The sequence below is a fragment of the Rhodococcus sp. SBT000017 genome, assembly GCF_003688915.1.
GTDB lineage: Bacteria > Actinomycetota > Actinomycetes > Mycobacteriales > Mycobacteriaceae > Rhodococcoides.
This window is the reverse complement of sequence record NZ_REFU01000001.1, coordinates 2,707,338-2,727,541: the sequence shown is the minus strand read 5'-3', so window position 1 is coordinate 2,727,541 and position 20,204 is coordinate 2,707,338. Positions and strand designations below refer to the sequence as shown.

Sequence of the window (20,204 nt, the reverse complement as noted above, 5' to 3'; positions counted from 1 at the left end):
AAAGAACGAGGAGGCCGGTATGGCACGCGCAGGATTGACCGCGCAGCGCATCGTGGCAGCAGGAGCGGATCTGGCCGATGAGGTCGGCTTCGATCGCGTCACCGCCAGTGAGCTGGCCAGACGCTTCGACGTCAAGGTCGCGAGCCTGTATTCGCACCTGAAGAACGCGCACGAGTTGAACGTCGGGATAGCGCTGCTGGCGTTGGAGGAACTGGCCGATCGGGTGTCCGAGGCCCTGGCGGGCCGAGCGGGCAGGGACGCGTTGGTTGCCGTCGCCAATGCGTATCTCGACTATTCGCGGGAGCACCCCGGTCGCTATGCGGCGACGCAATTTCCACTCGATCACGAGACTGCTCTTGCAAGTGCGGGAGTGCGTCACTCGGCGATGATGAAAGCGATCCTCCGGGGGTACGACCTCGGTGAAGAGGATCAGGTACATGCAGTTCGATTGCTCGGCAGTGTGTTTCACGGCTATGCCAGCCTCGATGCGTCTGGCTCGTTCGGTCACAGTGCGCCCGACTCGCAGCAGTCCTGGGCTCGCATCCTCGACGGAATCGACACACTTTTACAGCACTGGAGGCAGTGACATGGAACCGATCTCCGAACGCGACATCAGGTCGTCGTTCGTCAACTCGTCCAAGGGGGACGCCGGAAGGCTTTCGCTTCCCGAAATGTTCGACGCTGTGCCGTGGGACGATCTCGACTTCTTCGGCTGGGTCGATCCCAAGCTCGCCGGGAGGAGCTACATCGTCGTTCCTTCCGGGGATCGCCTGTGTGGAATCTCGTTGCGTTACAAAGTCGGTGGACCACGCACCGCGCAGATGTGCAGCATCTGCCTCACCACGCACGCCAACGGTGGAGTGTCGCTGATGGCTGCCGCGAAGGCCGGAGAATCCGGCAGACGCGGCAATACGGTGGGCACCTACATCTGCTCGGACCTCGCGTGCTCGCTCTACGCACGCAAGAAGAAGACCCCGGCGTTGGGTCGTCAGTTCAAGGAGGACTTCGACGTCGAGACACGAACCGCGGCAGTCGAAGACAACATCGCCGCATTTCTCGCTCGCGTTCTCGATTGATCAACTGATGGTGTGTACTCGGATGCCGATCGCCTCGGGTTCGATGTCGTCGCGCAACGCGTCCAGCGGGCGCGGGAGCTGCTAGAGAGGGCAGATCTGGCTGTCGAACGCATCGCCCACGACACTGGATTCGGCACGGCAACGTCGCTGCGAAACCAGCTTGCTGCGGAGTTGGGGGTCTCGCCCAGCGCATATCGGGCGACATTCAGGGTGGGCGGTTGACGCTCCTACCACGAGGCACCGACATGTTCGGGTTCTCGAATAGTTTTGCGGGGCAATAGTTTTCGATTGCACTATGGTTGTCGGTCGAATGTTTGTTCGATACACTTGCTCCCATGACCACGGAGATCTGGCAACTGAGCGAGAGTGAACTCCTCGCCGAATCTGCCGCGGTCTCCCACGAAATTCAGTTGTTGGAGGCCCGGCGGATCGCCCTCGTCGCCGAGATCGACACCCGCGTATCCCGCGAGAAGCTTGGTTTCCCCGGACCCGCCGGATGGCTGACCTCCACCACCCTGATCTCACCGTCCAAGGCCACCAAGATCGTTGCCCTCGCCCGCGGCATGGCTGCCTTTCCCGACATCGCCGACGCCGTCAACACCGGCGTCATGTCCGTCGATCACGCCGCGCTGATCCTCACCTTCGCCGAAACACCGCCCAAGGACCTCCCGCAAAAGGGTCGCGACATGGCTCGCGCCGCCTTGATCAAGGCTGCGACAGGGCCCGACGCGCGCACCGGTCGGATCCGAGCAGCGATCACCAAGCTCGAGGACGAGTTCGGCGGCAAGAAACCACCCGCCGAAGACACCGACCGCAACGAACTCTTCGCCTCCAAGACGTTGAACGGGCGGCTGGTGCTGAAAGGTGATTTCGATGCGATCACCGGCGAAAAACTGCTCACCGCGCTCTCCCCGTTGACCGAACCCCGACCCGCCGCCGACGGCACCGAGACACCCAAAACCGGAGACGACCGCAGTCCCGCCAAGCGCAGAGCCGACGCCTTCGGACACATCCTCGACCAATACCTCGCCTCGAGCGATCGGCCCATCGAAGGTGGAGAACGACCGCACCTGAACCTGCACATCAGCCTGCGCGATCTCACCGACCTCCGCGACAGCGCCGACGCCGACGCCGACGCCGATGACATCACCGACGACGAAACCTCACGCGCAGCAGCCGAATCCGACGACGCGACCCAACCCGCCACCGCGGATCGTGGCGCGTATCGAGACTTGTTCGGCGACGGCACTTCGGTCGGGTGGCTGCCGTGGATGGGACCGCTCTCCCGCAATACTTCCCGGATGTTGGCGTGCGATTGTGTTCTCACCGCGATCGTGATGGACGAGAACGGGAACCCGTTGAACCTCGCCCGCACCGCCCGCACCGTCACCGCCAAACAACGCAAAGCCCTCACCGCCCGCGATCACGGTTGCGCGTTCCCCGGCTGCGGAAAACCTGCCGCCTGGACCGAAGGCCACCACATCTGGCACTGGGGCGACGGCGGACCCACCGACATGAACAACCTCGTCCTACTGTGCGGATTCCACCACCGCCTGATCCACCACAGTGACTGGGAAGTGTTCATCGGTACCGACAACCACCCCTGGTTTGTACCTCCGGCCACAGTGGATCCCTACCGACAACCCAGGCCATCCCACGCCCGTGCAGGCCCCCACATCGCCTGAAGCCGAAGAAAGACTCCAGCCCCGCACCGAGAACACGGTGCGGGGCTGGAAGAGGTTGTCCACGAGATTGATCAGAGTTGATCGAGTGCTGGATCACGAGCCGGCGCATCATCCGGACCGGATCTCCCAGCAGCCCGAGTCAACGTGTGGGCTACGGCCGCCAGTTCGCCAGACCGTAGTTGACGAGATCGACCATGGGGCTTCCGGCGGCGTACACGAGTCGCGTCGGGTCGAGTCCGTCCTTCTCCCTTCCGCTCAGCACACCGACGGCGTAGGGGTTGGCGGTGTGTTGCCAGAGCGGACCACCGGACCAACCCGGTCCGAGGTCTGCGCGCAAGGCGAATTCGAGCTCGCGGCCCGGACTGTCGTCGTCGATGTCGCGGATCCCCATGTCCAACTCGACGGCCGGTCGCTGACCGTAGCTGCCCGGATACCCCGACGAGACGTAACGCTTGTTGTAGTACTGATCTTCGCTGCCGAACGACGCAGTACCCATCCACCCGAGCGCCGAGCCCAGGGGCTTGAACAACTTGCAGATCGCGTAATCGTGCCCGGTCACATTGTCGTTCGTGTTGTAGCCGCGGTATGTCTGGACGTACGAACTTCCGTACGGGCGGTTGCCGTTCCGGAAGGCGGGGACGAACTCCATGCTCCACGAGCTCGCGCCCCACGGTGCGACGTGGCCGGCCGTCAGAAGCAGGTTCGGCCCCACGAGTACGCCGCTACCCCGCTTTCCTGCGCTGGTGAACACGATGCCGACCGTGCACATCGGGTAGAGAAGAGGGTTGGGTTCCTCGTGCACCAGTGGTTCGAGGAACGTCTCTCCTTCCACGGAGAACGACTGTACGACAGTAGGATCGGCGTGCGTTGCCCACGTCGGGCAGTAGGGCTCGGTGGACGACGAGTGGGCTGCTGCCGGTGCGTCGGCAGGGTCGAGTTCGACCTGGTGTTGTCCGGGAAGTACCTGTAGTAGCTCCAGGACATCGTCGGGAATGCCGCTGCGATCGAGCATGTATCCAGTGGAACGGATGGTACTGGTCATGATGATCCTCCGAATGGTGTGACACGGGCATGGGTGTGAGGGTGCGTATCGAAAGAAGGTGGAGCGAGTCAGGACTGCGGTGCCTGAACCAGACCCGCACCGACGTCCAGGGGATCGAAGCCCGGCGCGAGTGGGTCGCAGGTGGCGTCGCCGATGATCTTGGCCTGGAGTACGAGGGGACTCAGTTGCCCTTGCGTTCGGAGCTTTTCGGCCCAGAGAGCCGCCACGCCCGCGACGTGCGGTGTGGCCATACTGGTTCCGCTCATGGTGGTGGTGCCGCCGCCGAGCCCAGCACTCTCGATTCCGACGCCCGGAGCGGACACCGTTGCCCGAGTGTTCGAGAACGGTGCGACGACGAATCCGTCCGCGCTGCTGTCGAGTGCGCCGACGGCGATGATGCCGGCCGCGGCGGCCGGTGGTGAGACGTTGATTTCGTAGGGCGGGTTGGCATGTCGACCGCTTTCGTTGCCGGTGGCGGCAACGACGAGTGGTTGTCCGAGACCGGCGTTGAGGAACTCGGAAAGCTTCTCGAAGAGCCTGACGTTGGCGGTGTAGGCCTGCAGGCCTACCGATGTGGCGACGTCGGTACGGTAGCCGCGCTGTTGAATCAGGTAGTTCACGTAGCCGGGGAAGTCGATGCCGAGGGACATGGAGATGACGTGTGCTCCGTTGTCGCGGGCCCAGATCATGGCCTGGGTGAGGATGTCGGTGCCACCGCCGTCGGCTCCGAGTACTTTCCCGATCAGCGCGCGGTTCACGCCACTGGCAACGCCGATTCGCTTCGAATTCAGATCACGTCCGAAGATGGTTCCAGCGCAATGAGTTCCGTGTCCATGCTTATCGATGACGCTGCCGTCCCCGGTGAAGTCCCGGGTGATCAGCTCCACGCCGGAGAAGGCCGGATGAGTCGAGTCGATGCCGGTGTCGAGTACGGCGACGGTGATCCCGGACCCTGTGTACGGTGAGGTCGTTGCGCCGACCGCATCGATACCCCACGTCGTGGCGGCCGCACCTGATCGGTGGAGTCGTGGCGTCGGCACGGGCTCTATCAGTTTCATCGGCAACGACGGGCAGAAGCCGACGACGGTGGGATCGTTCGCGATCGTGCGCATCGTCGACTTGCTGACCTTGCTGTCGATGTCGATCGTGATTCCCGCGGTTGCTTCTGCCGACATCGCAACCGGACCGGCGTCGAGATCTCGCATGGCCGGTCGTGCTGGAGCGCGGAGGATTATCAGCCGCTCCTCCGTGAACGGGTCTGTCAGTGTGGTGGACATATCCACTCCTCGGTGATGGGCGTTCGGGTGTGTACGACCATCAGGAGCGCCGGGCCACGTCGTTGATACATCACTCGATGATGTTGTTCACCAGGCATTTCCGTAACACAGTGCGGCGACACCCAGGTCCGGCGATTCCGGAGCACAACCACGCAGCGTGGCCAGCGCATCGCCTGGGGACTCGCCGCCCGCCATTCTTCGGTGCAGGGATGGGAAGAATTCAGCGGCACGTTCGTCGTCGATGTTCGCGGGAGCAGCGACAACGCATCGCGCACCGGCGTGCAGCCATGCACGCGCCATGCCGAGCGCATCCAATTCACCGGCCGCACGACCCATTTCGCAGGCGGACACGACCACGAGCGACGGCACCGACGCGAGCTGAGTGACGTCGTGGCCGAACCACGGGCCGTCGGTCAGGGCGATCGACGAGAACAGCGGATGTTCGCGCGAATAGCCCCCGTGTGCGCTGACGTGGAGGATGTTCGACGCTTCGGCGAGATCGGCCGCAGCGACGGTGGTCGCATCGGTGCCGGTGACGATCCGTGACCGACCCGCCCAGGCCTGCGCCACGTCTCTGGCCTCCCGTTCGCCGTGTGCTGTGCCCGGCCCGCACACCACCCCTACCGGTGCCCGAGTGCCGGCGTCGGCAGAGCTACCGATCCACCATTGCACCGACACCGCAACCGACAGAGAACGAGCCGCGAGGCCGGGGAGGAGGCCCCACGGAATACCGCCGAGGACACCGGGCACCGTCAACAGGATTCGGCGAGGCATCGAATCGGCCAGGACCGGCGCGACCAACAGCCGATCGAGAGCAGCCAGCCGCCTGGTCAGTGACCTCTCGACGGACGTGCGCAGGCGGGAGCCACGACGCGCGGCGGCCACGTCGAGATCCGCTGGAAGACCGGATAGTTCACGGACGATATCGGTCCACGGTCCGAGGTCGAACGTCGCCGGGGTGCCCGCGGACACCACCATGGCGACCATCCTGTCACCGAGCCACGAATACGTGATCAGCGCGGCGTCCGACTCCGTCAGTGCCCGCTGGGCGTCGACGACATCGGGTCGCGACGGGGAGGTCGCCGAGGACGACGATCCACGCCAGCCGAGATCTCGCACCTGTTCGCGGAGTTCGACGCGACGCCGGTGGGCCTGGGCGTCGTCGGAGTCACGGAGCGAACGGATTTCGGCGAGTGCTCGAACCATCTCGTCGTCGCGGGGCGCGCGCACCGGATTCCAGGCGGTCGCTGCACCGCGGGCTCGCTCGGACCATTCGAGTATCCGCTCCGGGTCCTGCGTCTCCCACGCCGCATTGAGCCCCTGAAGGACCACGTCGGTGGCCACTCGCTGGGTTGCCACCTGCATTCCGAGATTTCCGAAGTGCGTTTGCCATTCGACGAATTCGTCCATCGCCTGTGCCGCATGGGCCAGGGCGTCGGCGGGTCGTCCGCGTCTGCGTTCGAGTGCCGACCGAACACGGGCAGCGAGTAGGCGGGTCGACACCGGCGCATCGGTGCGGACTTCGATGTCTGCGGTGTACCGTTCGGCCCGGTCGACGTCGGAGTCCAGAAAGCTCAGTGCTACATGCAGTTTCAGTTCGGTCGAGTGTGCAGTCAAGTGGCGCGCGTCGAGGCGATCCAGCAGCTCGAGGGTACTGACGGGGACGCCGTTCGGAAGATCACCGTGCAGCCGAATTCGAGCGGCAACGGCATCTGCTCGCACGGCCGAGCCGTCACTTCCGTGTTCGCGAAAGTGCTGTGCTGCTGCGGCTGCGAGAGACGCGGCGCGGTCGAAGTCCTCGTCGGCGAGAATGCGAGCGAGCAGTAGTTCCGCCTCGGCGCGGGTGTGCCACTGCGTGGAATCTTCGACCAGTTTCAGTACTTGTTCCAGAGTGTCGACCGCGTCGCCGATCATTCCTGCGGCCTCGAGAACCTCGGCGCGGTCCAGGTCACAGATTGCCCGGTGCGCGGACGAGAGATGGCGCAACGTCTCTCGAGCCGTGTTCATTCGATCGAGCGCACCCGCGAGGTCACCGGCCAGTAGATCGACGTAGCCGCGATTGTGTGCAACCTTCGCTTGCTCGACGACATCTCCGACACGAGCGAACGACTCCATCGCTCCGTCGAGGTCGACGGCAGCCTCGGGCAGCTGCCGCCGTCGAAGGTGCAGGTAGCCGCGGTTGATCAGCACTCGGCCACAAGCTGCGGGGTGATCGACCAATGCGTCGGCGGCAGTACCGAAGAGCGGCAGGGCCGCGTCGTCGTTGCCTGCCCGAACCTCGAGTGCCCCGAGGCGACCGAGCAGGATTGCCCGGCCGATCGGTCCGAGTCGTACGACGCCTGATTCGTCGTCACGCAGGGCGGAACGGCAGATGTCGAACCCGCCTGTCAGATCACCCGTTTCGCTCATCACCCACGCGGTGGCCGACATGACCTCGGCTCGCATCCGACCGTCGGGAACTTGCTCGCGGGCCCGCGCCAGTAGCTTCCGAGCCTCGTCGTGGCGTCCGGCGCTGATGAGCGACTGGGCTCGCTCCACCCACTCTCGCGGAGAGTTCACCGTGGGGTGTTTCGTCTCGATCGGATCGATTTCGCGTGGAGCGCATCGTTCTCGGCGGTGATCGCTGCTCGGACGCGGTCGACCGCGTCGCGGACGGTGGCGATGCGGTCGTCGCCGGTGCGAAGGGAGGCCGATTCGCTGAGCGCCGCGGCGATTCGACCGGCGACGATCGGGGCGGCGAACGACGTGCCACTCCACACGCCGAAGCCGCCGAGGAAGTCGTCGGGGTCCAACGTTTCGCGTGCCTGCATGGATCCGGCTGCCTGCCGTCGCGCCAACGGTATGGCTCCGGCGTCGAATTCCGGCATCGTGCTGACCACTGCGGCACCGCAGACCCATGTGTTCACCCAGTGACCGGTGTTGCTGAACAGGGCTTGGGTGCCGTTGGGGTTCTGCGCGCCCACCGAGATCATCGGGGTCCACGATTGTTCGTCCGGGTCGAGGGAGAACGCCGCGGGGTAGCAGGGCCTGTTCGTCGCGTCGTTTCCGGCCGAGGCCACCACGACGACACCTGTTCGACGAAGCGCGGCAAGGACGTCGCGGATCGAGGACGTGAAGCCGGGCTCCTCCTCGTGATAGAAGCCGAGTGACAGATTGAGCACGTCGACGTGGTTCGCCTCGTCTGCTCGAACGTACTCGAGCAATGCGCTCAGAGCAGCGAGAACGTCTGCCTCGTAGACGATTCCGTCCGCATGGAGCACCCTGGCGGTGAGGATGTCCGCGTCCGGCGCCTCCTGATGGACGAGTCCGGTGATGAACGTGCCGTGACCGACGACCGGATCCATCTGCCCGTCCAACGGGCCCAACAGATCCGGGTGGACCTCCGGGTCGGTGGCGGGATCGTCGATTCCGATGATCGGGTTCTGATCGACACCCTTGGCGACGAAACCGAGCCAATCGTGGGCACCGCAGCCGGTGTCGAGTATCGCGACGCGGACTCGTCGACCGTCGATTCCATCGTCCGGATGTCGCACCGGTGCCGGGCCGACGTACGCGACGGGCATCCGGCCACCGGCTCCGGGAACTGCATAGATTCCGGCGGGGGAGCCGCCGGACATGAAGGGAGACATGAACGGTGACATGAAGGGGCTCATGAACGGGCTCATGAACGGCGACATGAACGGGGTCAGCGAAGTTCCGATCGCAAGAACATGTTCGAGCTGCACGTCGACCGCGTTGTCGTCGGATCGGGTGGCTCGGAACGTGCGGACGAATGCCGCAGCGTCGACGATCGGTGCCACCGAATCCCCGGTGGCCACGAGAAAGACGCGTTCGACGATCCGCTCGGACTCGGCGTCCTCGTCGTAGGGATCCGGGTAGCGAACCGAGATCGGTAGCCGATCGTCACGCGAGCTTCTGTCGAGCAGCCAGCCGAAATGTCCGGCCACCTCGGCGAGAACGTCTGTGGGATCGCGGTTTTCGGTGGAACTGTACGACACCAGAACAGTGTCGCGCACATACAGCGTCGGACTCTGGGAACCGATCTCATCCGGGTTGCCCGGCATGCCGACCGCCACCCGAGGAATCCGCTTCCAACTCTCCACCGGCTCGTCATTCGCCATAGTCGTCGGCCTTTCTACCACTGTCGATGAGGTGTCTGGATCAGCTGGGTGCTGTCGGAGAACGAAAACCGAAGCCGCCAAGGGCTTTCGCGGACGCCGGAGAACTCGAATCGGCCGGCGTCGTCGACGTGCGTCGTGCGGTCACCGTCGTCGGCGACGAGGGTGACGAACGTACCCGTGGGCATATCGGCGTCCTCGATCGTCAGCCAGCCGTCGATCCGTCCGGTCGTGGACGACTCCGGGGCGACTCGCACCAGCAGTGCGATGGCTCCCAGCTCGAACTCGAGGGTCTTGGTGTCCGAGGCCGCTCGGACTCCGGCAAGGTCGTCGGACATCACCAGGTGCATTTCTGCCCATTCGGACTCCACCCGAGCCGCCGCGACGAACGCCACCAGATCGTCGGCGAGCCCGGGCGGTGGGGGATCGGCGTCCTGCCACATTCGGCCCAGCCGTTCGAGAATCGCGGAGTCGGCCGACCGCGGGCTGTTGTCTTCAGGCACCGGTCACTCCCTGCTGCTCGAGGTCGGCACGCAAGGCGTCGAGGCACCGGCGACGGATCACACCGACACTGCCGACAGCGAGTCCCAGGTCCGCGGCGAGCGACTTGTAGTCGGTCAGCTCCAGGCTGGCCGCAACGCGCGCCAGCCGTTGGCATCGGGCCGACAATCGGCTCACAGCGAGCCACAGCACCTGGGTATCGGACACCTGCAGAGCTTCGATTTCGGCAGAGGAACCTGGTTCGGGCTCGGGTACTCGGGCTGGGTCCAGCGCCACAGAACGTCTGTCGCGGCCCACCACGCGCCACGATTCGCGACGCGCGGAGACCACGAGCCAGTGGCCGACGGCTCGGTTGTCACGCACCGAATCGGGACAACGGACGAGGGTCAGCCACACCGTCTGCAAGACGTCCCGTGCTTGTTCTTCGTCGGTTCCCGCTGCTCGGACCACCTGCCAGAGGACCGGCGTGAGGAGTCGGACCAACTGCTCGAACGGGGCGGCATCGCCTCGGTCGCGCCAATCACCGAACAGATCGCCTGCGGTGGCCCACAGCATTCGATCGTCGGTCGGCTCGTCGTGTTCGGCGCTCGGCTCGGTCAGGGCAGCGCTGCACTCCATGGGACCCCCGTCCCTGGCTTCTACTACGGTCACATTGCACAGGAGTGCGATGGTGCTCTATTGATACACCTGTCCGCGGACCAGCGCTTGTTTTCGGTCGATCTCGAGAAGTGTTGTGAGAGAAGCAAATTAGAGGTGCTAACTGCGGACAACGAAGATCGCCCCACCGATTCATCGATGGGGCGACCTTCGTGTCTGTTGGGGAGCTGAGCGTCAGTCCTTGCTCTTCTCCGCGATGAACAGCTTCTCGATGCGCTCCGCCTCGTCCTTCTTGGCGGCGGCTTCGTCGGAACGCTCAGCGGCCTCGGCCAATTCGGCCTCGGACGGCGCTGCGGCCAGCTTTTCCTGCTTGTCGACCTGAGCTTGCTGAGCCTTCTTGCGATCCTCGGCGGCCTTTGCGGTGGCAGCGGCCTGCTCGTCGGCCTTCTTCTTGTCCGCAGCAGCCTTGCGCTCGGCGTCCTGTGCGGCCTCGCGCTTGCGGTGCTCGGCCTCCTGGCGGGCGTCACGTGCGGCTTCTTGAGCTGCGGCGTCGGCTGCGCGGCGATCCTTCTCGGCGGTCTCGCGAGCCACCTTCAGTTCGTCGTCGGCTGCGACCTTCTTGGCCCGAGCCTCGGCGTCGAGGCGCGCTGCCTCGGCCCGGTTCTCGGTGCTGTCGACGAGAGTCTCACCGCGATCGGCGAGGCCCTTGTCTCCCAACAGGTTCCCGACAGCGCGGTCCAGTGAACCGAGCGTGTGCTCGTACACCAGGCGCGCGGGTGATTCCGCATTCATCTTCTCGACCACCCTGGTCTCGATGAGCTGCAACGGAATTCGAGCGATCTTGTACTGAATGCGAAGAATGGTCATCGGTATGGCTAGGACACTCATATAACGAAACTCCTGTTTTGCGGTAGTGGGTCAGGCCTGGTTGCGGAGCTCTTCGGCCTTCTTGCGATCGGCTTCGGCCTGACGAAGTGCTTCCTGGTGCTTCTGTGCGGCCACCATCTCGTCGGAGTCCGCGGCAGCCTGCTCGATACGTCGGTCCTCGTCGGCCTCGATCTGCTCGGCGGTCGCGTCGACCTCCGCGGCAGCGCGTTCCTGCGCTACTGTCTCGCGCTTGTTCTGCTCGGCCGCGACCACCTGCGTCTCACGCACCCGATCTGCCTGCGCCTCGGTGACCGCGGCATTCTCCTCTGCGGCCTCCCGGCGGCTTTCGGCTGCCGTGCGAACGTCCGCCAGCTCCTCGGCGGCTTCGGTGGCTTGCGCCTCGGCGACGCGCTCCGTGGCCTGTGCTTCCTTGTGTTCACGGGCCTGAGCGGCCTGCAATTGGCCCTCGGCTGTCAACGAGTCGTTGCCGGTCACCGCGCCCACGACCTCTTTGGCCTTGCCCTTGATTCCGTCGAGCAATCCCTTGCGTGCTTCGCCAGCTACGTTCTCGTCAGTCATGTAACACCAGGTACCCACTGGCTGTTCGAGTAACCCCGCGTCGGTGCCGAACGATACGATCGCCGACGAACACATCAGCAGTGAGGAGACGTATGCCTATCGCCAAGATCAACGGCATCGACGTGAACTACCAGGTCAAGGGCAGTGGAGACCTGGTAGTTCTGATCATGGGCACCGGCAGCCCCGGTCGTGTGTGGGAGCTGCATCAGGTGCCCGCTCTCACAGCAGCGGGTTACCGGGTGTGCACGTTCGACAATCGCGGCATCGCTCCGTCGTCGGAGAGCGCGCACGGCATCACCATGGAGGACATGGTCGCAGACACCGCGGGCCTGATCGAGCTCGTCCGCAACGGCGACGAGAAGGCCTATGTCGTCGGAACGTCGATGGGCTCACGCGTCGCGCAGGAACTTGCTCTGAGCAGGCCCGACTTGGTTCGCAAAGCCGTGTTCCTCGCCGGCCACGCCCGGGTCGACGAATTCCAGAAGACTCTCGCCCACGGCGAACGAGCGCTGTACGACAAGCGTGTCGAGCTTCCCGGCACCTACTCGGCCGCGGTGACAGCGGTGATGAACCTGTCGCCTGCCACGTTGCGTGATTCCCGCGGGGCACGCGACTGGCTGGACCTGTTCGAGTTCTCTGCCTCCTCGCCGTCCGCCGGAGTGCGTGCTCAGCTGGGCATGGAGGACGATTTCGATCGAACTGCGGCGTACCGCGGCGTGGCGGTGCCGTGCCTGTCGGTCGGATTCGCCGACGATCGGATGATCCCGCCGTACCTGGGCAAGGAGTTGGCCGACGCCATCCCCGGTGCCCGTTACGTGGAGATAGCGGATGCCGGCCACTACGGATATCTCGAGCGCCCCGAAGCAGTCAATGCGGAACTGCTCGGCTTTCTGAAGGCCTGACGGCACCGGGCAGACACCCGCGTTGCTAGGGTCGTGGTGCACTTCACGGTGCATCACGTACCAATCAAACGTTTGCGACGAGTGAGGCGAGATGAGTACCAACCCGTTCGATGACGAAGACGGACGCTTCTTCGTGCTGGTCAACGACGAAGACCAGCATTCGCTGTGGCCGACGTTCTCCGAGGTCCCCCAGGGATGGCGTGTCGTCTTCGGTGAAGACACCCGCGCCGCTTGCCTGGAGTACGTCGAGAAGAACTGGACCGACATGCGTCCGCGTAGCCTGCGTGAGGCCATGGAAGCCGACGCTGCTGCACGCGCCTCTGCCGAGGGAACCCCCAGCGCCGAGGCCTGAGCTCCGCTCTACGAAGTACCCGTGCCGCGCCGCCGACGAACAGTCGGTCGGCGCGGTACTTCTATGCGACGAAGCGTCGGACGCAGCACTTCCTCGGTACGGGCCAGGATGCGCGGCCGTCGTAGCGTGCGGGCACCCCACTCACCCAGGGTCACGCCTGCCGCCAGGCCACAGCCGACGCCGAACGCTGCGAACAGAGAGCTGATTCCCAGCAGTAGTTGGTCGTTCAGGATCGCATACAGACCGCGATACAGAGAGAGGCCCGGCAGCAACGGCGTGATGCCCGCAACGGCGACGATCAACGGCGGAATGAGTGCACGACGGGCCAGCAGACCACCGGCGAATCCGACGACGACAGCAGCGATGGCCGAGGCGATGATCGGACCCACGTTGAGCGTCTGCGACAGCAGGTAGACGAGGGAGCCGGCGAAACCGCCCATGAAGGCAGCCGTCAGCGCGCGTTGCTCGGCGTAGCAGGCAAGTGCATAGAACAGCGATGCTGCAGCGCCTGCGATCACCTTCGTGGGGACCTGCAGGATGTCCGGCGGTGCCAAGTTGCTGATCTGGGGTAGATCGCTGCCGATCAACGCTGCAATCCGCAGGGAGGTCGCGACGCCGGCAATGATGCCGCCGGTCATCATCAACACCTCGAAGAACCTCGCCGACGCGGTGATCGGGGCACCGGTGATCGCGTCTTGCACCGAGCCGACGAGCGAGAGACCCGACAGCAGCACGACCACACCGGCCGCGATGACCTGTGACGGCGAAATATCGATGTTGAGCTGGTCCTGGAAGTTGTACAGCGTGATCGCCGGTGTTGCCGCCACGAAGCCGCCGACAACCTGCTGAAAGAAGAACGGCAGACCGGCCCGGTTGAGGACGCGTCCGATGCGGTCGATCACCATGGTCGTGAGGAAGCTGACCACAGCGACCAGAGCGCCACCGCCGAGCAACACACTGATGGCCGCAGCCATGCCGGCCCACGCCAGAGTCGCGATCCACCGGTTGTAGGGGTGTGGGGCCTTGGTGATCTCGTCGAGTCGCTCCAGCGCGGCACTCGGCGGCACCATCTTCACGCGCACGGCGCGAATGAGACGGTCCACCTCGGCCAGTCGCGTGAAGTCCATCGACCGGTAATGCACGATGCGCATCGTCGACGCCGGAGGACGCGTCGGGCCGCGATGTGCACTGAGAGTGATCGAGTTGTACGTGACGTCGACATCGCACCGCGCGAGGCCGTACGTCGCGGCGATGAACTGCACCTGCGTCGCCGTGTCCACCGCCGAAGTGCCCGAGGCCAACAACACCTCGCCGACGCGAACCGCGAGGTCCAGGACCTCCGCAACCGACGCATCGTCGGTCAGATCGATCGGACGAAGAGGCGACGGTGCTGCGGTCGGCGTATCGATGGTGGCCCGACGCTCACCGGTGAGACGGCTCAGCGAAGCCGTCAGGTCTTGCAGGAAAGTCATGACCGTCTTTACACGTTGCTGGGGTGATCCACGGACAAGGTACCTGTTGTGACTGAGCGTCCGATGAACGGATATGCTGGCTTCGCTTCACTGCCTCCTTAGCTCAGCGGTAGAGCACTCGCCTTGTAAGCGAGCGGTCAACGGTTCAATCCCGTTAGGAGGCTCCACTGAAAAAGGGTTCTGAACTGGCTTTTTGAGCTACTAGTAATGAGATTCATTGCCGATTAGGCGAGCTCAGTGTCACAGAATGTCACAAGTGCCGCAGAACTCGCCGGAACAGCGCCTGGTGAGACCGCCTGCTCCTATGTGGACGGTTGCGGACAAACGCCGGTCAACGCGCATCGTCGGATGGCTCGTCGCGACGCTGGACGAGTGACTGCAAAGTGTCGGCTGCGCCCAGTAGCGCATGGTTCTGGGAATGGACGTAGGTGCGCATTGTGAATGCGTTGTCCGAGTGCCCAAGCCATGCCGAGATGACGGCAATCGGCACACCCTGAAGGTGCAGCAGAGTCCCACACGTGTGGCGGGCGTCGTGGAGGCGGATGTCGGACACCTTGCTGTTGGTGCATAGCCTGCGCCAATAGTCGCTGACCGTATCGGGATGGAAAGGTCGCCCAACAGCGTCGGACACGACGTAGGTGCCAGGGCCGACGTAGGTCGAGCTCTTTCGTTCCACACCCTGCAAGCGGTGTGCAGTTTCGAGTGCGGATTTTAGGGCTGGTGTGAGGGGAAGCGTGCGCTTGGACTTTTCTGTCTTCGGAGGGCCCTCTACGACACGTCCATTGACCGAGACTCGCGTGTTGTTGATTGTCAGGCTGCCGGCGTGAAGATCGACATCGTTCCATCGAAGCCCGCACAGCTCACCGCGTCGGAGGCCGCTCAGAGCAAGCAGCCAAGCGTGGCCGTTCCGATCGCACGTCGATGCTTCCAGGAGGCGTTGCACTTCGTCCTCCGTGAATGTCTGCATCTCGACGTGCACACGGGGCGCGCGGTCGACGAGCGCGGCAACGTCTCGTACCAATCGCCCTTCTCGCATCAGCCCGGTGAGGACTGCGCTTACAAGGTTGAGCATCGGATTGATCGAAGTGGCCTTCCACGGACGTCGCAGTTGGCCATCGGGCTTGACCGAGCGGCCGGCCAACAGATCGTTCACCAGAGCGTCCAAGTGACCTTTGGTCAACTTCTGCACCGCTAGCGCGCCGTAAGTATCGCGCAGCGGTTGAATGGCATGGGTGTACGCGGCTTTAGTGGACTCTCGTACGCGTCGTCCGGCAAGCCACTCAGCGCAAGCCTCCTCGACCGTGGTGGTCGAGGAGGGAACGAATGTCCCCTTCGAGACTTCCTCGAGCACCTTGGATAGGGCTGCGCGAGCGTCCTTCTCCGTAAGAAATCGACGACGCAACTGCGTTCGCTTCGACGCCCGGGTGCCGGTGGCGTCGGCACCACCAGCGTCGACGGTCATTTGATACCGCAACTCGGTACTGCCTGTAGACCGATTGGTGACGTAGATCTTCTTGATCTGTGGCGGCAGTTGCTGCCTAGCCATCCTCTTCGTCCTGCGTGTTCATGCCCAGTTCGGTCATCCGTCTAAAGAGCTCTTCCGAACGCCGTCGAGCATCCTCGTACAGATATTGCATCGACTCGATGTGCTCAGCTGATTCATTCTTGGAAAGGCCGCTTCGGAGCTGCACCCGAGCACGCCGCATCGCCTTCAACGCATCAAGCCATTCACGAGTGATCCCAACGCGATCGTTCTTCGGGTCGAAGGTGTCACGTACCCACATTTCGAAAGGAGCGTCGGATTCCTCCTCGGTCCACTCGGAGCTCGGCCGCATCAGCCCAGCCTCCCCGCTGAACCAGCGGAGGGCATCGTGAGACTCCTGCTGGAGCCCTGGGAGTACTTCGACTCTTCCCTTGGGGAGGTCCGGATAGACCAGTTGTGCTGGTGAGACTCCCAGTGCCGCAGCCAAAATCAAGAGTTCCGAGACGTCCAAGCTCTTCTTTCGTCCGGTCTCCAAGTCCGCGACTACAGATCGCGAGATCCCCCACCCGAAGTCAACCGTCCTGTCGGCAAGCTTTGCTGCGGACAGAGCGGAGTGGTCTTTACCTCGAAGTCGGCGCACTTCCGAGGCGACCCGGGCAACGATCGATTCCGCCCACGACTGCGTCATGGTTACGCAGTCTAGCGGAGAATGTCTCCCCGTTGTGGGATGGCTACGTACTTGGTACTCTGTGGTGGAACCACGTGGACTGACCAGAAATGTCCTGCAGAATGTGGCTCTACTACACAATTCAGTGGAGGTGCTGAAGATGCCCAGACGGTTGTTGTCTGTCCCGGAGGCTATGGCTTGCACGGGACTTGGACGTTCCAACTTCTTCAACAAGATCGCGTCCGGAGAAATCCGGAGCGTGAAGGTCGGCAAGCGCCGGCTGATCCCGGATACGGCCATCGATGAGTACATCGAAGGTCTCGAGGCGCAATCCGACGCCAGCTCAGGCGTCGCGTGAGGCCGAGAGCCAACTGTCCCTCAGGAAACTGAAACGCCCCCGGAAAATCTCAGTGTTACCAGCACCGAGGCCGAGGGCGTCGAAACCACAACCCGTGAGGAAGGAGCTTCGCCACCGATCATAGAGCGTCTTGATAAGTCATTCAAGACATTTCGCCGAGTCACCGTTCTCCGCCCTCGATTTAGGTCAGGGGCCGAGCGGGCGATGACGCATGTTTTGACCCGCGACAGCGCGGTCGAGTTCTTCTGCTCGTGCCGCACAAGCCTTGGCTACGGGACTTCCTAGCAAGGCCTGATGTGCCGCAGCAGCGTCGTTTTCTGGCAGAGCCCGACGTAACACCAGCCTGCCGCCGGCCTGTGCACCCTTTGTAAATCCTCGGAGACCGGCCCCGAGGCACCACCAGCTCGACTGATCATCGAACCGGTGGCGATACCGATTAGCCGCGCGCCCACTGAGGCGCGGGGCTATCGGGCGTGGAGCGGACAACGTGGGTGCGGAAATTGGCTCAGGGGCCATGGGGGGTCCGGAGGGAACGAACGAAGTCCCTTGTCTTTCATACGTCACCACTATGGAGGTACCAATTGAGTTCTCGACCCATCTGCAATGCTGACATGACCAAGTTATCCTGCATGACGAACCGTCATGCAGGCCTAGATCTTTCAGTCCACGCCGCTCGCTTACTCATATCCGTTGTGAACGTCGATTCCGTGAAGATCCAAGCAGAGCAACATATTTGGCTGCTTCAGCTCGAGCGCGGCAGTTCGCCGGTGCAGGCCGCTCCCGCTAGCGGTGCGGCGGCGTTCCGCAAAACTGACGTACCTGAATTACCCGCAAAGAGTGCCTCAGATGACTCGCTGGCGACGGGCGTCATACATCCCGCAGTGGCCATACCTCCAATGCCTGCAAAGGTAGAGAGTCAAGCTCGGGATGTGTTGTTGGTAAATGCTTCTCATGCCACTATGGCGCGTCTTTCGCCTATGGCACGCGACTCACGCATCGCGCCCCTCACCTGTAATTCACCCGACCCTTTTACAGGGTGCGACTCATCCCTCGGTTCCAAGGCGTGCATGACGTCCCATACCCGCAATACCGCCAGTTCGTCCCATTCATCCATGGAAAGTGAGACCCACCATGCCCGCTGACATCTTTGCGTTCTGCAACCAGAAGGGCGGCGAGGGTAAGACCACCACCGTCTTTCACCTCGCCTACGCCGTTGCCCAAGCGGGGAAGCGAGCACTCGTTATCGACGTGGATCCGCAAGGCAACGCCAGCACAGTCCTGACCAGGACCGAGCTCGAGAGCGACGATGTCGGTGTTGCCGACGTACTCGCCGAGTCGTCGAACGCGACCATCGCCGATGCTGTTGTCCCCACCATCTGGCCTGGCGTAGACCTGGTACCCACGTCGCCGGGAAACGAGTCCCTGGCCTATGTCCGCGATCAATTGGTCGTCGCCGGTGCCGGCCGAGAGCGGCGGCTTCGCGACGCAATCGACGTCGTGCGAGGCGTCTACGACGTGGTCCTGATCGACTGCCCACCTAGCCTCGATCTGCTGACCATCAACGCCCTTGTGGCAGCGCGCGCCGCCGTCGTCGTGACTCAGTCCGCGCTGTTCTCAGCGAATGGACTCGCGCGGCTACTGCGCACCATCGACGCAGTCAAGCGCAGCTACAACCCGGACCTCGACATGCTCGGGGCGATCGTCAACCTTCACGAGATCGCGACAATCAGCGGTCGAGAACAACTGATCGAGATCGCCGCGAGCATCAACGTTCTCGGCGATGCCGTACCCAAACGTGTTGTCATCAAGGACTCGATGGAGGCCCAAACCAGCCTGATCGACTGGGGGACAACACAATCTCGCAGCCTGTCGACGATCTACCGCGACACACTTTCGCTGCTCACGAGGGGACACCTGTGATGGGCCGCCCCGAACGTATGAAGAGCGCACTCGCCGGGTCGAGCCCGGTCGACCCGCCGGAGCACACGCAGCACGCACCCGACACCGTTTCGGCGGCCGAGACCGGTGCGCAACCGTCACCGGACAACGCAAAACAGAAGCGTTCGTACTACCTCTACCAGTCCACCGTCGACGATCTTCTCAACGCAGCCGAAGCACTGTCCGCAACACCCGGCGCGCCGCGGGGCCCGTCGGATCTCGTCAATGCGGCGATCGAAGAGTATTTGGAGTTGTTGCGCCACAGATTCAACGACGGTGCGCCCTTCCCGCAACGAACCGGCCCTCTCGCACGAGGACCGAGAATCCGATGAGCCGATCACATTCAGCGGCAATCCCGTTGACAACGAAGCCGTCGGATGTCGTTGCGCTGCATCCAGCGATTTTGCAGTGGGCCCTGGCAACAGCCATTGCGTTGACAGTTGGCATCGCCGGGGCGTCCTTCTGGCTCAGTTTCGCTGTGTTGCGGGATCTCGCGGTGAGGGCTGGGATAGGTCCCGGCGAAGCGTGGGTGATTCCAGTCGTGTTGGACGGGGCGATCGTCTCGACAACCGTGACAGCCATAGCGCTGTCCAACCACACGGACAACCGCACGATCAAGGGCCGTCGCTTCGTCGTCACGATCTTGCGTGTTGCCGCATCGGCGTCGATTGCGGGTAACCCGTACCACGCAGTGTTGAGTGCGACCTTGCTTCCGGCCGTCGTCTCGGCGGGTATTGCCACCATCGCACCTATTGCGCTCCTTGCGATGACCGAAGTGCTGGCCGTCATACTTCGTGCGCCTCGCGGAGCCGTCAGAGTGGAATTCGCTCCAAGTGCTGCCACAGCGGAGCGGGACTGGACAGACACCGACTTCAGCCACGAAGGCCCCAGCCCAAGCCGGGATCACTCAGAGGGCGAAGACGGCACGTGGGGAGAACACGTCGACACGGCGGACTCGCCTCGACTGCAAGTAGACGACCTCACACCGGAAGTTGCGGAAACAGCGCGGCTCCGACACGCACACCGCGAATGGTCGTGGGCACGAATCGGTAAAGAAACGGACGGCTCCGTTGCATCGACCGCGATGCGCCGATATCGGAAGTGGGAAGAAGTCACCGCGGGGATCCGCGAGGGCCACCCGGATGGGCAAGCCGAATTCGATGACACGCCAGCCAGCGAGCGTGACCGCATGTCCGCAGAATAGAAGGGCTGCCGCGATATCGAGCTTTGTTGCTCTCCGTCGCTCCCGCGCAATCGCCCCAGGCTGTCGATGGCTGGGAGGTGGTCGCC

At 63.6% G+C, this 20,204-nt stretch carries 20 protein-coding genes, 1 tRNA gene and 1 pseudogene; 11 read left to right on the top strand and 11 right to left on the bottom strand.

All coding sequences use genetic code 11. From position 1 onward, the window contains the following. The first annotated feature begins 19 nt into the window (after window positions 1-19). From AYK61_RS12635 to AYK61_RS12620, 4 genes and pseudogenes are all read left to right on the top strand, one after another. Window positions 20-586, top strand: a complete 567-nt coding sequence (locus AYK61_RS12635; protein WP_121871000.1) for a TetR/AcrR family transcriptional regulator — start codon at window positions 20-22, stop codon at window positions 584-586. Window position 587: 1 nt separating this feature from the next. Continuing rightward, entirely contained in the window at window positions 588-1,076 is a 489-nt protein-coding gene (locus tag AYK61_RS12630; RefSeq protein ID WP_121870999.1) for an FBP domain-containing protein, read from the top strand. A 45-nt stretch (window positions 1,077-1,121) separates the two neighbouring features. After that, window positions 1,122-1,298 (top strand): annotated as a pseudogene (locus tag AYK61_RS12625) (helix-turn-helix domain-containing protein); the annotation flags it as partial. Between the two features lie 113 nt (window positions 1,299-1,411). Then, window positions 1,412-2,761 (top strand): HNH endonuclease signature motif containing protein, encoded by a 1,350-nt coding sequence (locus tag AYK61_RS12620; RefSeq protein WP_121870998.1) that lies wholly within the window; start codon window positions 1,412-1,414, stop codon window positions 2,759-2,761. Between the two features lie 151 nt (window positions 2,762-2,912). Here AYK61_RS12620 and AYK61_RS12615 read toward each other — a convergent pair whose 3' ends face one another. From AYK61_RS12615 to AYK61_RS12580, 8 genes are all read right to left on the bottom strand, one after another. After that, window positions 2,913-3,803 (bottom strand): serine protease, encoded by an 891-nt coding sequence (locus tag AYK61_RS12615; protein WP_121870997.1) that lies wholly within the window; start codon window positions 3,801-3,803, stop codon window positions 2,913-2,915. A gap of 68 nt (window positions 3,804-3,871) precedes the next feature. Beyond that, entirely contained in the window at window positions 3,872-5,080 is a 1,209-nt protein-coding gene (locus AYK61_RS12610) for a S8 family serine peptidase (protein WP_121870996.1), read from the bottom strand. 87 nt (window positions 5,081-5,167) lie between these two features. Further along, window positions 5,168-7,639 (bottom strand): CHAT domain-containing protein, encoded by a 2,472-nt coding sequence (locus AYK61_RS12605; RefSeq protein ID WP_121870995.1) that lies wholly within the window; start codon window positions 7,637-7,639, stop codon window positions 5,168-5,170. Further along, window positions 7,636-9,201 carry a S8/S53 family peptidase gene (locus tag AYK61_RS12600; protein ID WP_121870994.1) on the bottom strand — a complete coding sequence of 522 codons (1,566 nt, stop codon included), beginning with the start codon at window positions 9,199-9,201 and terminating at the stop codon, window positions 7,636-7,638. Before AYK61_RS12600 ends, AYK61_RS12605 begins: the two co-directional genes overlap by 4 nt. Window positions 9,202-9,215: 14 nt before the next feature. Further along, the gene (locus AYK61_RS12595) at window positions 9,216-9,701 is read right to left on the bottom strand and encodes a hypothetical protein (RefSeq protein ID WP_121870993.1); all 486 of its coding nucleotides are present in this window, start codon (window positions 9,699-9,701) and stop codon (window positions 9,216-9,218) included. Further along, window positions 9,694-10,317: an RNA polymerase sigma factor gene (locus AYK61_RS12590; protein WP_121870992.1), complete on the bottom strand. Its 624-nt coding sequence runs from the start codon at window positions 10,315-10,317 to the stop codon at window positions 9,694-9,696. The genes AYK61_RS12595 and AYK61_RS12590 overlap by 8 nt, the downstream gene beginning before the upstream one ends. A 213-nt stretch (window positions 10,318-10,530) precedes the next feature. Then, the gene (locus AYK61_RS12585) at window positions 10,531-11,163 is read right to left on the bottom strand and encodes a hypothetical protein (protein ID WP_259468032.1); all 633 of its coding nucleotides are present in this window, start codon (window positions 11,161-11,163) and stop codon (window positions 10,531-10,533) included. A gap of 51 nt (window positions 11,164-11,214) precedes the next feature. Beyond that, on the bottom strand, window positions 11,215-11,742 hold the full coding sequence (locus tag AYK61_RS12580) for a general stress protein CsbD (protein ID WP_121870990.1): 528 nt from the start codon (window positions 11,740-11,742) through the stop codon (window positions 11,215-11,217). A gap of 92 nt (window positions 11,743-11,834) precedes the next feature. On the opposite strand from AYK61_RS12580, the gene AYK61_RS12575 reads away from it, so the two are divergent. Both AYK61_RS12575 and AYK61_RS12570 read left to right on the top strand, forming a co-directional pair. Beyond that, window positions 11,835-12,644, top strand: coding sequence for an alpha/beta fold hydrolase (locus AYK61_RS12575; RefSeq protein ID WP_121870989.1), 810 nt, complete (start codon window positions 11,835-11,837; stop codon window positions 12,642-12,644). 91 nt (window positions 12,645-12,735) lie between these two features. Beyond that, entirely contained in the window at window positions 12,736-12,996 is a 261-nt protein-coding gene (locus AYK61_RS12570; RefSeq protein WP_032376226.1) for an MbtH family protein, read from the top strand. Window positions 12,997-13,004: 8 nt separating this feature from the next. On the opposite strand, the gene AYK61_RS12565 is transcribed toward AYK61_RS12570, so the two are convergent. Beyond that, entirely contained in the window at window positions 13,005-14,468 is a 1,464-nt protein-coding gene (locus AYK61_RS12565) for a threonine/serine exporter ThrE family protein (protein ID WP_121870988.1), read from the bottom strand. Window positions 14,469-14,560: 92 nt separating this feature from the next. Here AYK61_RS12565 and AYK61_RS12560 point away from each other — a divergent pair. Further along, a tRNA-Thr gene (locus AYK61_RS12560) sits at window positions 14,561-14,635 on the top strand. Between the two features lie 164 nt (window positions 14,636-14,799). Here AYK61_RS12560 and AYK61_RS12555 read toward each other — a convergent pair. After that, the gene (locus tag AYK61_RS12555) at window positions 14,800-16,014 is read right to left on the bottom strand and encodes a tyrosine-type recombinase/integrase (RefSeq protein ID WP_094650941.1); all 1,215 of its coding nucleotides are present in this window, start codon (window positions 16,012-16,014) and stop codon (window positions 14,800-14,802) included. After that, window positions 16,007-16,639, bottom strand: a complete 633-nt coding sequence (locus AYK61_RS12550) for a helix-turn-helix transcriptional regulator (RefSeq protein WP_094650940.1) — start codon at window positions 16,637-16,639, stop codon at window positions 16,007-16,009. Before AYK61_RS12550 ends, AYK61_RS12555 begins: the two co-directional genes overlap by 8 nt. 124 nt (window positions 16,640-16,763) lie before the next feature. Between AYK61_RS12550 and AYK61_RS12545 the strand changes: the two genes are divergently transcribed. The 4 genes from AYK61_RS12545 to AYK61_RS12530 all read left to right on the top strand — a co-directional run bounded on the left by AYK61_RS12545 (window position 16,764) and on the right by AYK61_RS12530 (window position 20,118). Further along, window positions 16,764-16,976, top strand: a complete 213-nt coding sequence (locus AYK61_RS12545; protein ID WP_230074464.1) for an AlpA family transcriptional regulator — start codon at window positions 16,764-16,766, stop codon at window positions 16,974-16,976. A gap of 1,131 nt (window positions 16,977-18,107) precedes the next feature. Then, on the top strand, window positions 18,108-18,896 hold the full coding sequence (locus AYK61_RS12540) for a ParA family protein (RefSeq protein WP_121870987.1): 789 nt from the start codon (window positions 18,108-18,110) through the stop codon (window positions 18,894-18,896). After that, on the top strand, window positions 18,896-19,246 hold the full coding sequence (locus tag AYK61_RS12535; RefSeq protein WP_094650938.1) for a hypothetical protein: 351 nt from the start codon (window positions 18,896-18,898) through the stop codon (window positions 19,244-19,246). Before AYK61_RS12540 ends, AYK61_RS12535 begins: the two co-directional genes overlap by 1 nt. Further along, a complete protein-coding gene (locus AYK61_RS12530) occupies window positions 19,243-20,118 on the top strand; it encodes a DUF2637 domain-containing protein (protein ID WP_094650937.1) in 876 nt (291 codons plus the stop codon). The genes AYK61_RS12535 and AYK61_RS12530 overlap by 4 nt, the downstream gene beginning before the upstream one ends. The last annotated feature ends 86 nt before the right edge of the window (window positions 20,119-20,204 follow it).

What these genes read in the sequence shown, in the direction of transcription:
- AYK61_RS12635 (WP_121871000.1), top strand. Translation starts at nt 20, where the DNA reads ATGGCACGCGCAGGATTGACCGCGCAGCGCATCGTGGCAGCAGGAGCG.
- AYK61_RS12630 (WP_121870999.1), top strand. Translation starts at nt 588, where the DNA reads ATGGAACCGATCTCCGAACGCGACATCAGGTCGTCGTTCGTCAACTCG.
- AYK61_RS12620 (WP_121870998.1), top strand. Translation starts at nt 1,412, where the DNA reads ATGACCACGGAGATCTGGCAACTGAGCGAGAGTGAACTCCTCGCCGAA.
- AYK61_RS12615 (WP_121870997.1), bottom strand. Translation starts at nt 3,803, where the DNA reads ATGACCAGTACCATCCGTTCCACTGGATACATGCTCGATCGCAGCGGC.
- AYK61_RS12610 (WP_121870996.1), bottom strand. Translation starts at nt 5,080, where the DNA reads ATGTCCACCACACTGACAGACCCGTTCACGGAGGAGCGGCTGATAATC.
- AYK61_RS12600 (WP_121870994.1), bottom strand. Translation starts at nt 9,201, where the DNA reads ATGGCGAATGACGAGCCGGTGGAGAGTTGGAAGCGGATTCCTCGGGTG.
- AYK61_RS12590 (WP_121870992.1), bottom strand. Translation starts at nt 10,317, where the DNA reads ATGGAGTGCAGCGCTGCCCTGACCGAGCCGAGCGCCGAACACGACGAG.
- AYK61_RS12585 (WP_259468032.1), bottom strand. Translation starts at nt 11,163, where the DNA reads ATGACCATTCTTCGCATTCAGTACAAGATCGCTCGAATTCCGTTGCAG.
- AYK61_RS12580 (WP_121870990.1), bottom strand. Translation starts at nt 11,742, where the DNA reads ATGACTGACGAGAACGTAGCTGGCGAAGCACGCAAGGGATTGCTCGAC.
- AYK61_RS12575 (WP_121870989.1), top strand. Translation starts at nt 11,835, where the DNA reads ATGCCTATCGCCAAGATCAACGGCATCGACGTGAACTACCAGGTCAAG.
- AYK61_RS12570 (WP_032376226.1), top strand. Translation starts at nt 12,736, where the DNA reads ATGAGTACCAACCCGTTCGATGACGAAGACGGACGCTTCTTCGTGCTG.
- AYK61_RS12565 (WP_121870988.1), bottom strand. Translation starts at nt 14,468, where the DNA reads ATGACTTTCCTGCAAGACCTGACGGCTTCGCTGAGCCGTCTCACCGGT.
- AYK61_RS12555 (WP_094650941.1), bottom strand. Translation starts at nt 16,014, where the DNA reads ATGGCTAGGCAGCAACTGCCGCCACAGATCAAGAAGATCTACGTCACC.
- AYK61_RS12550 (WP_094650940.1), bottom strand. Translation starts at nt 16,639, where the DNA reads ATGACGCAGTCGTGGGCGGAATCGATCGTTGCCCGGGTCGCCTCGGAA.
- AYK61_RS12540 (WP_121870987.1), top strand. Translation starts at nt 18,108, where the DNA reads ATGCCCGCTGACATCTTTGCGTTCTGCAACCAGAAGGGCGGCGAGGGT.
- AYK61_RS12535 (WP_094650938.1), top strand. Translation starts at nt 18,896, where the DNA reads ATGGGCCGCCCCGAACGTATGAAGAGCGCACTCGCCGGGTCGAGCCCG.
- AYK61_RS12530 (WP_094650937.1), top strand. Translation starts at nt 19,243, where the DNA reads ATGAGCCGATCACATTCAGCGGCAATCCCGTTGACAACGAAGCCGTCG.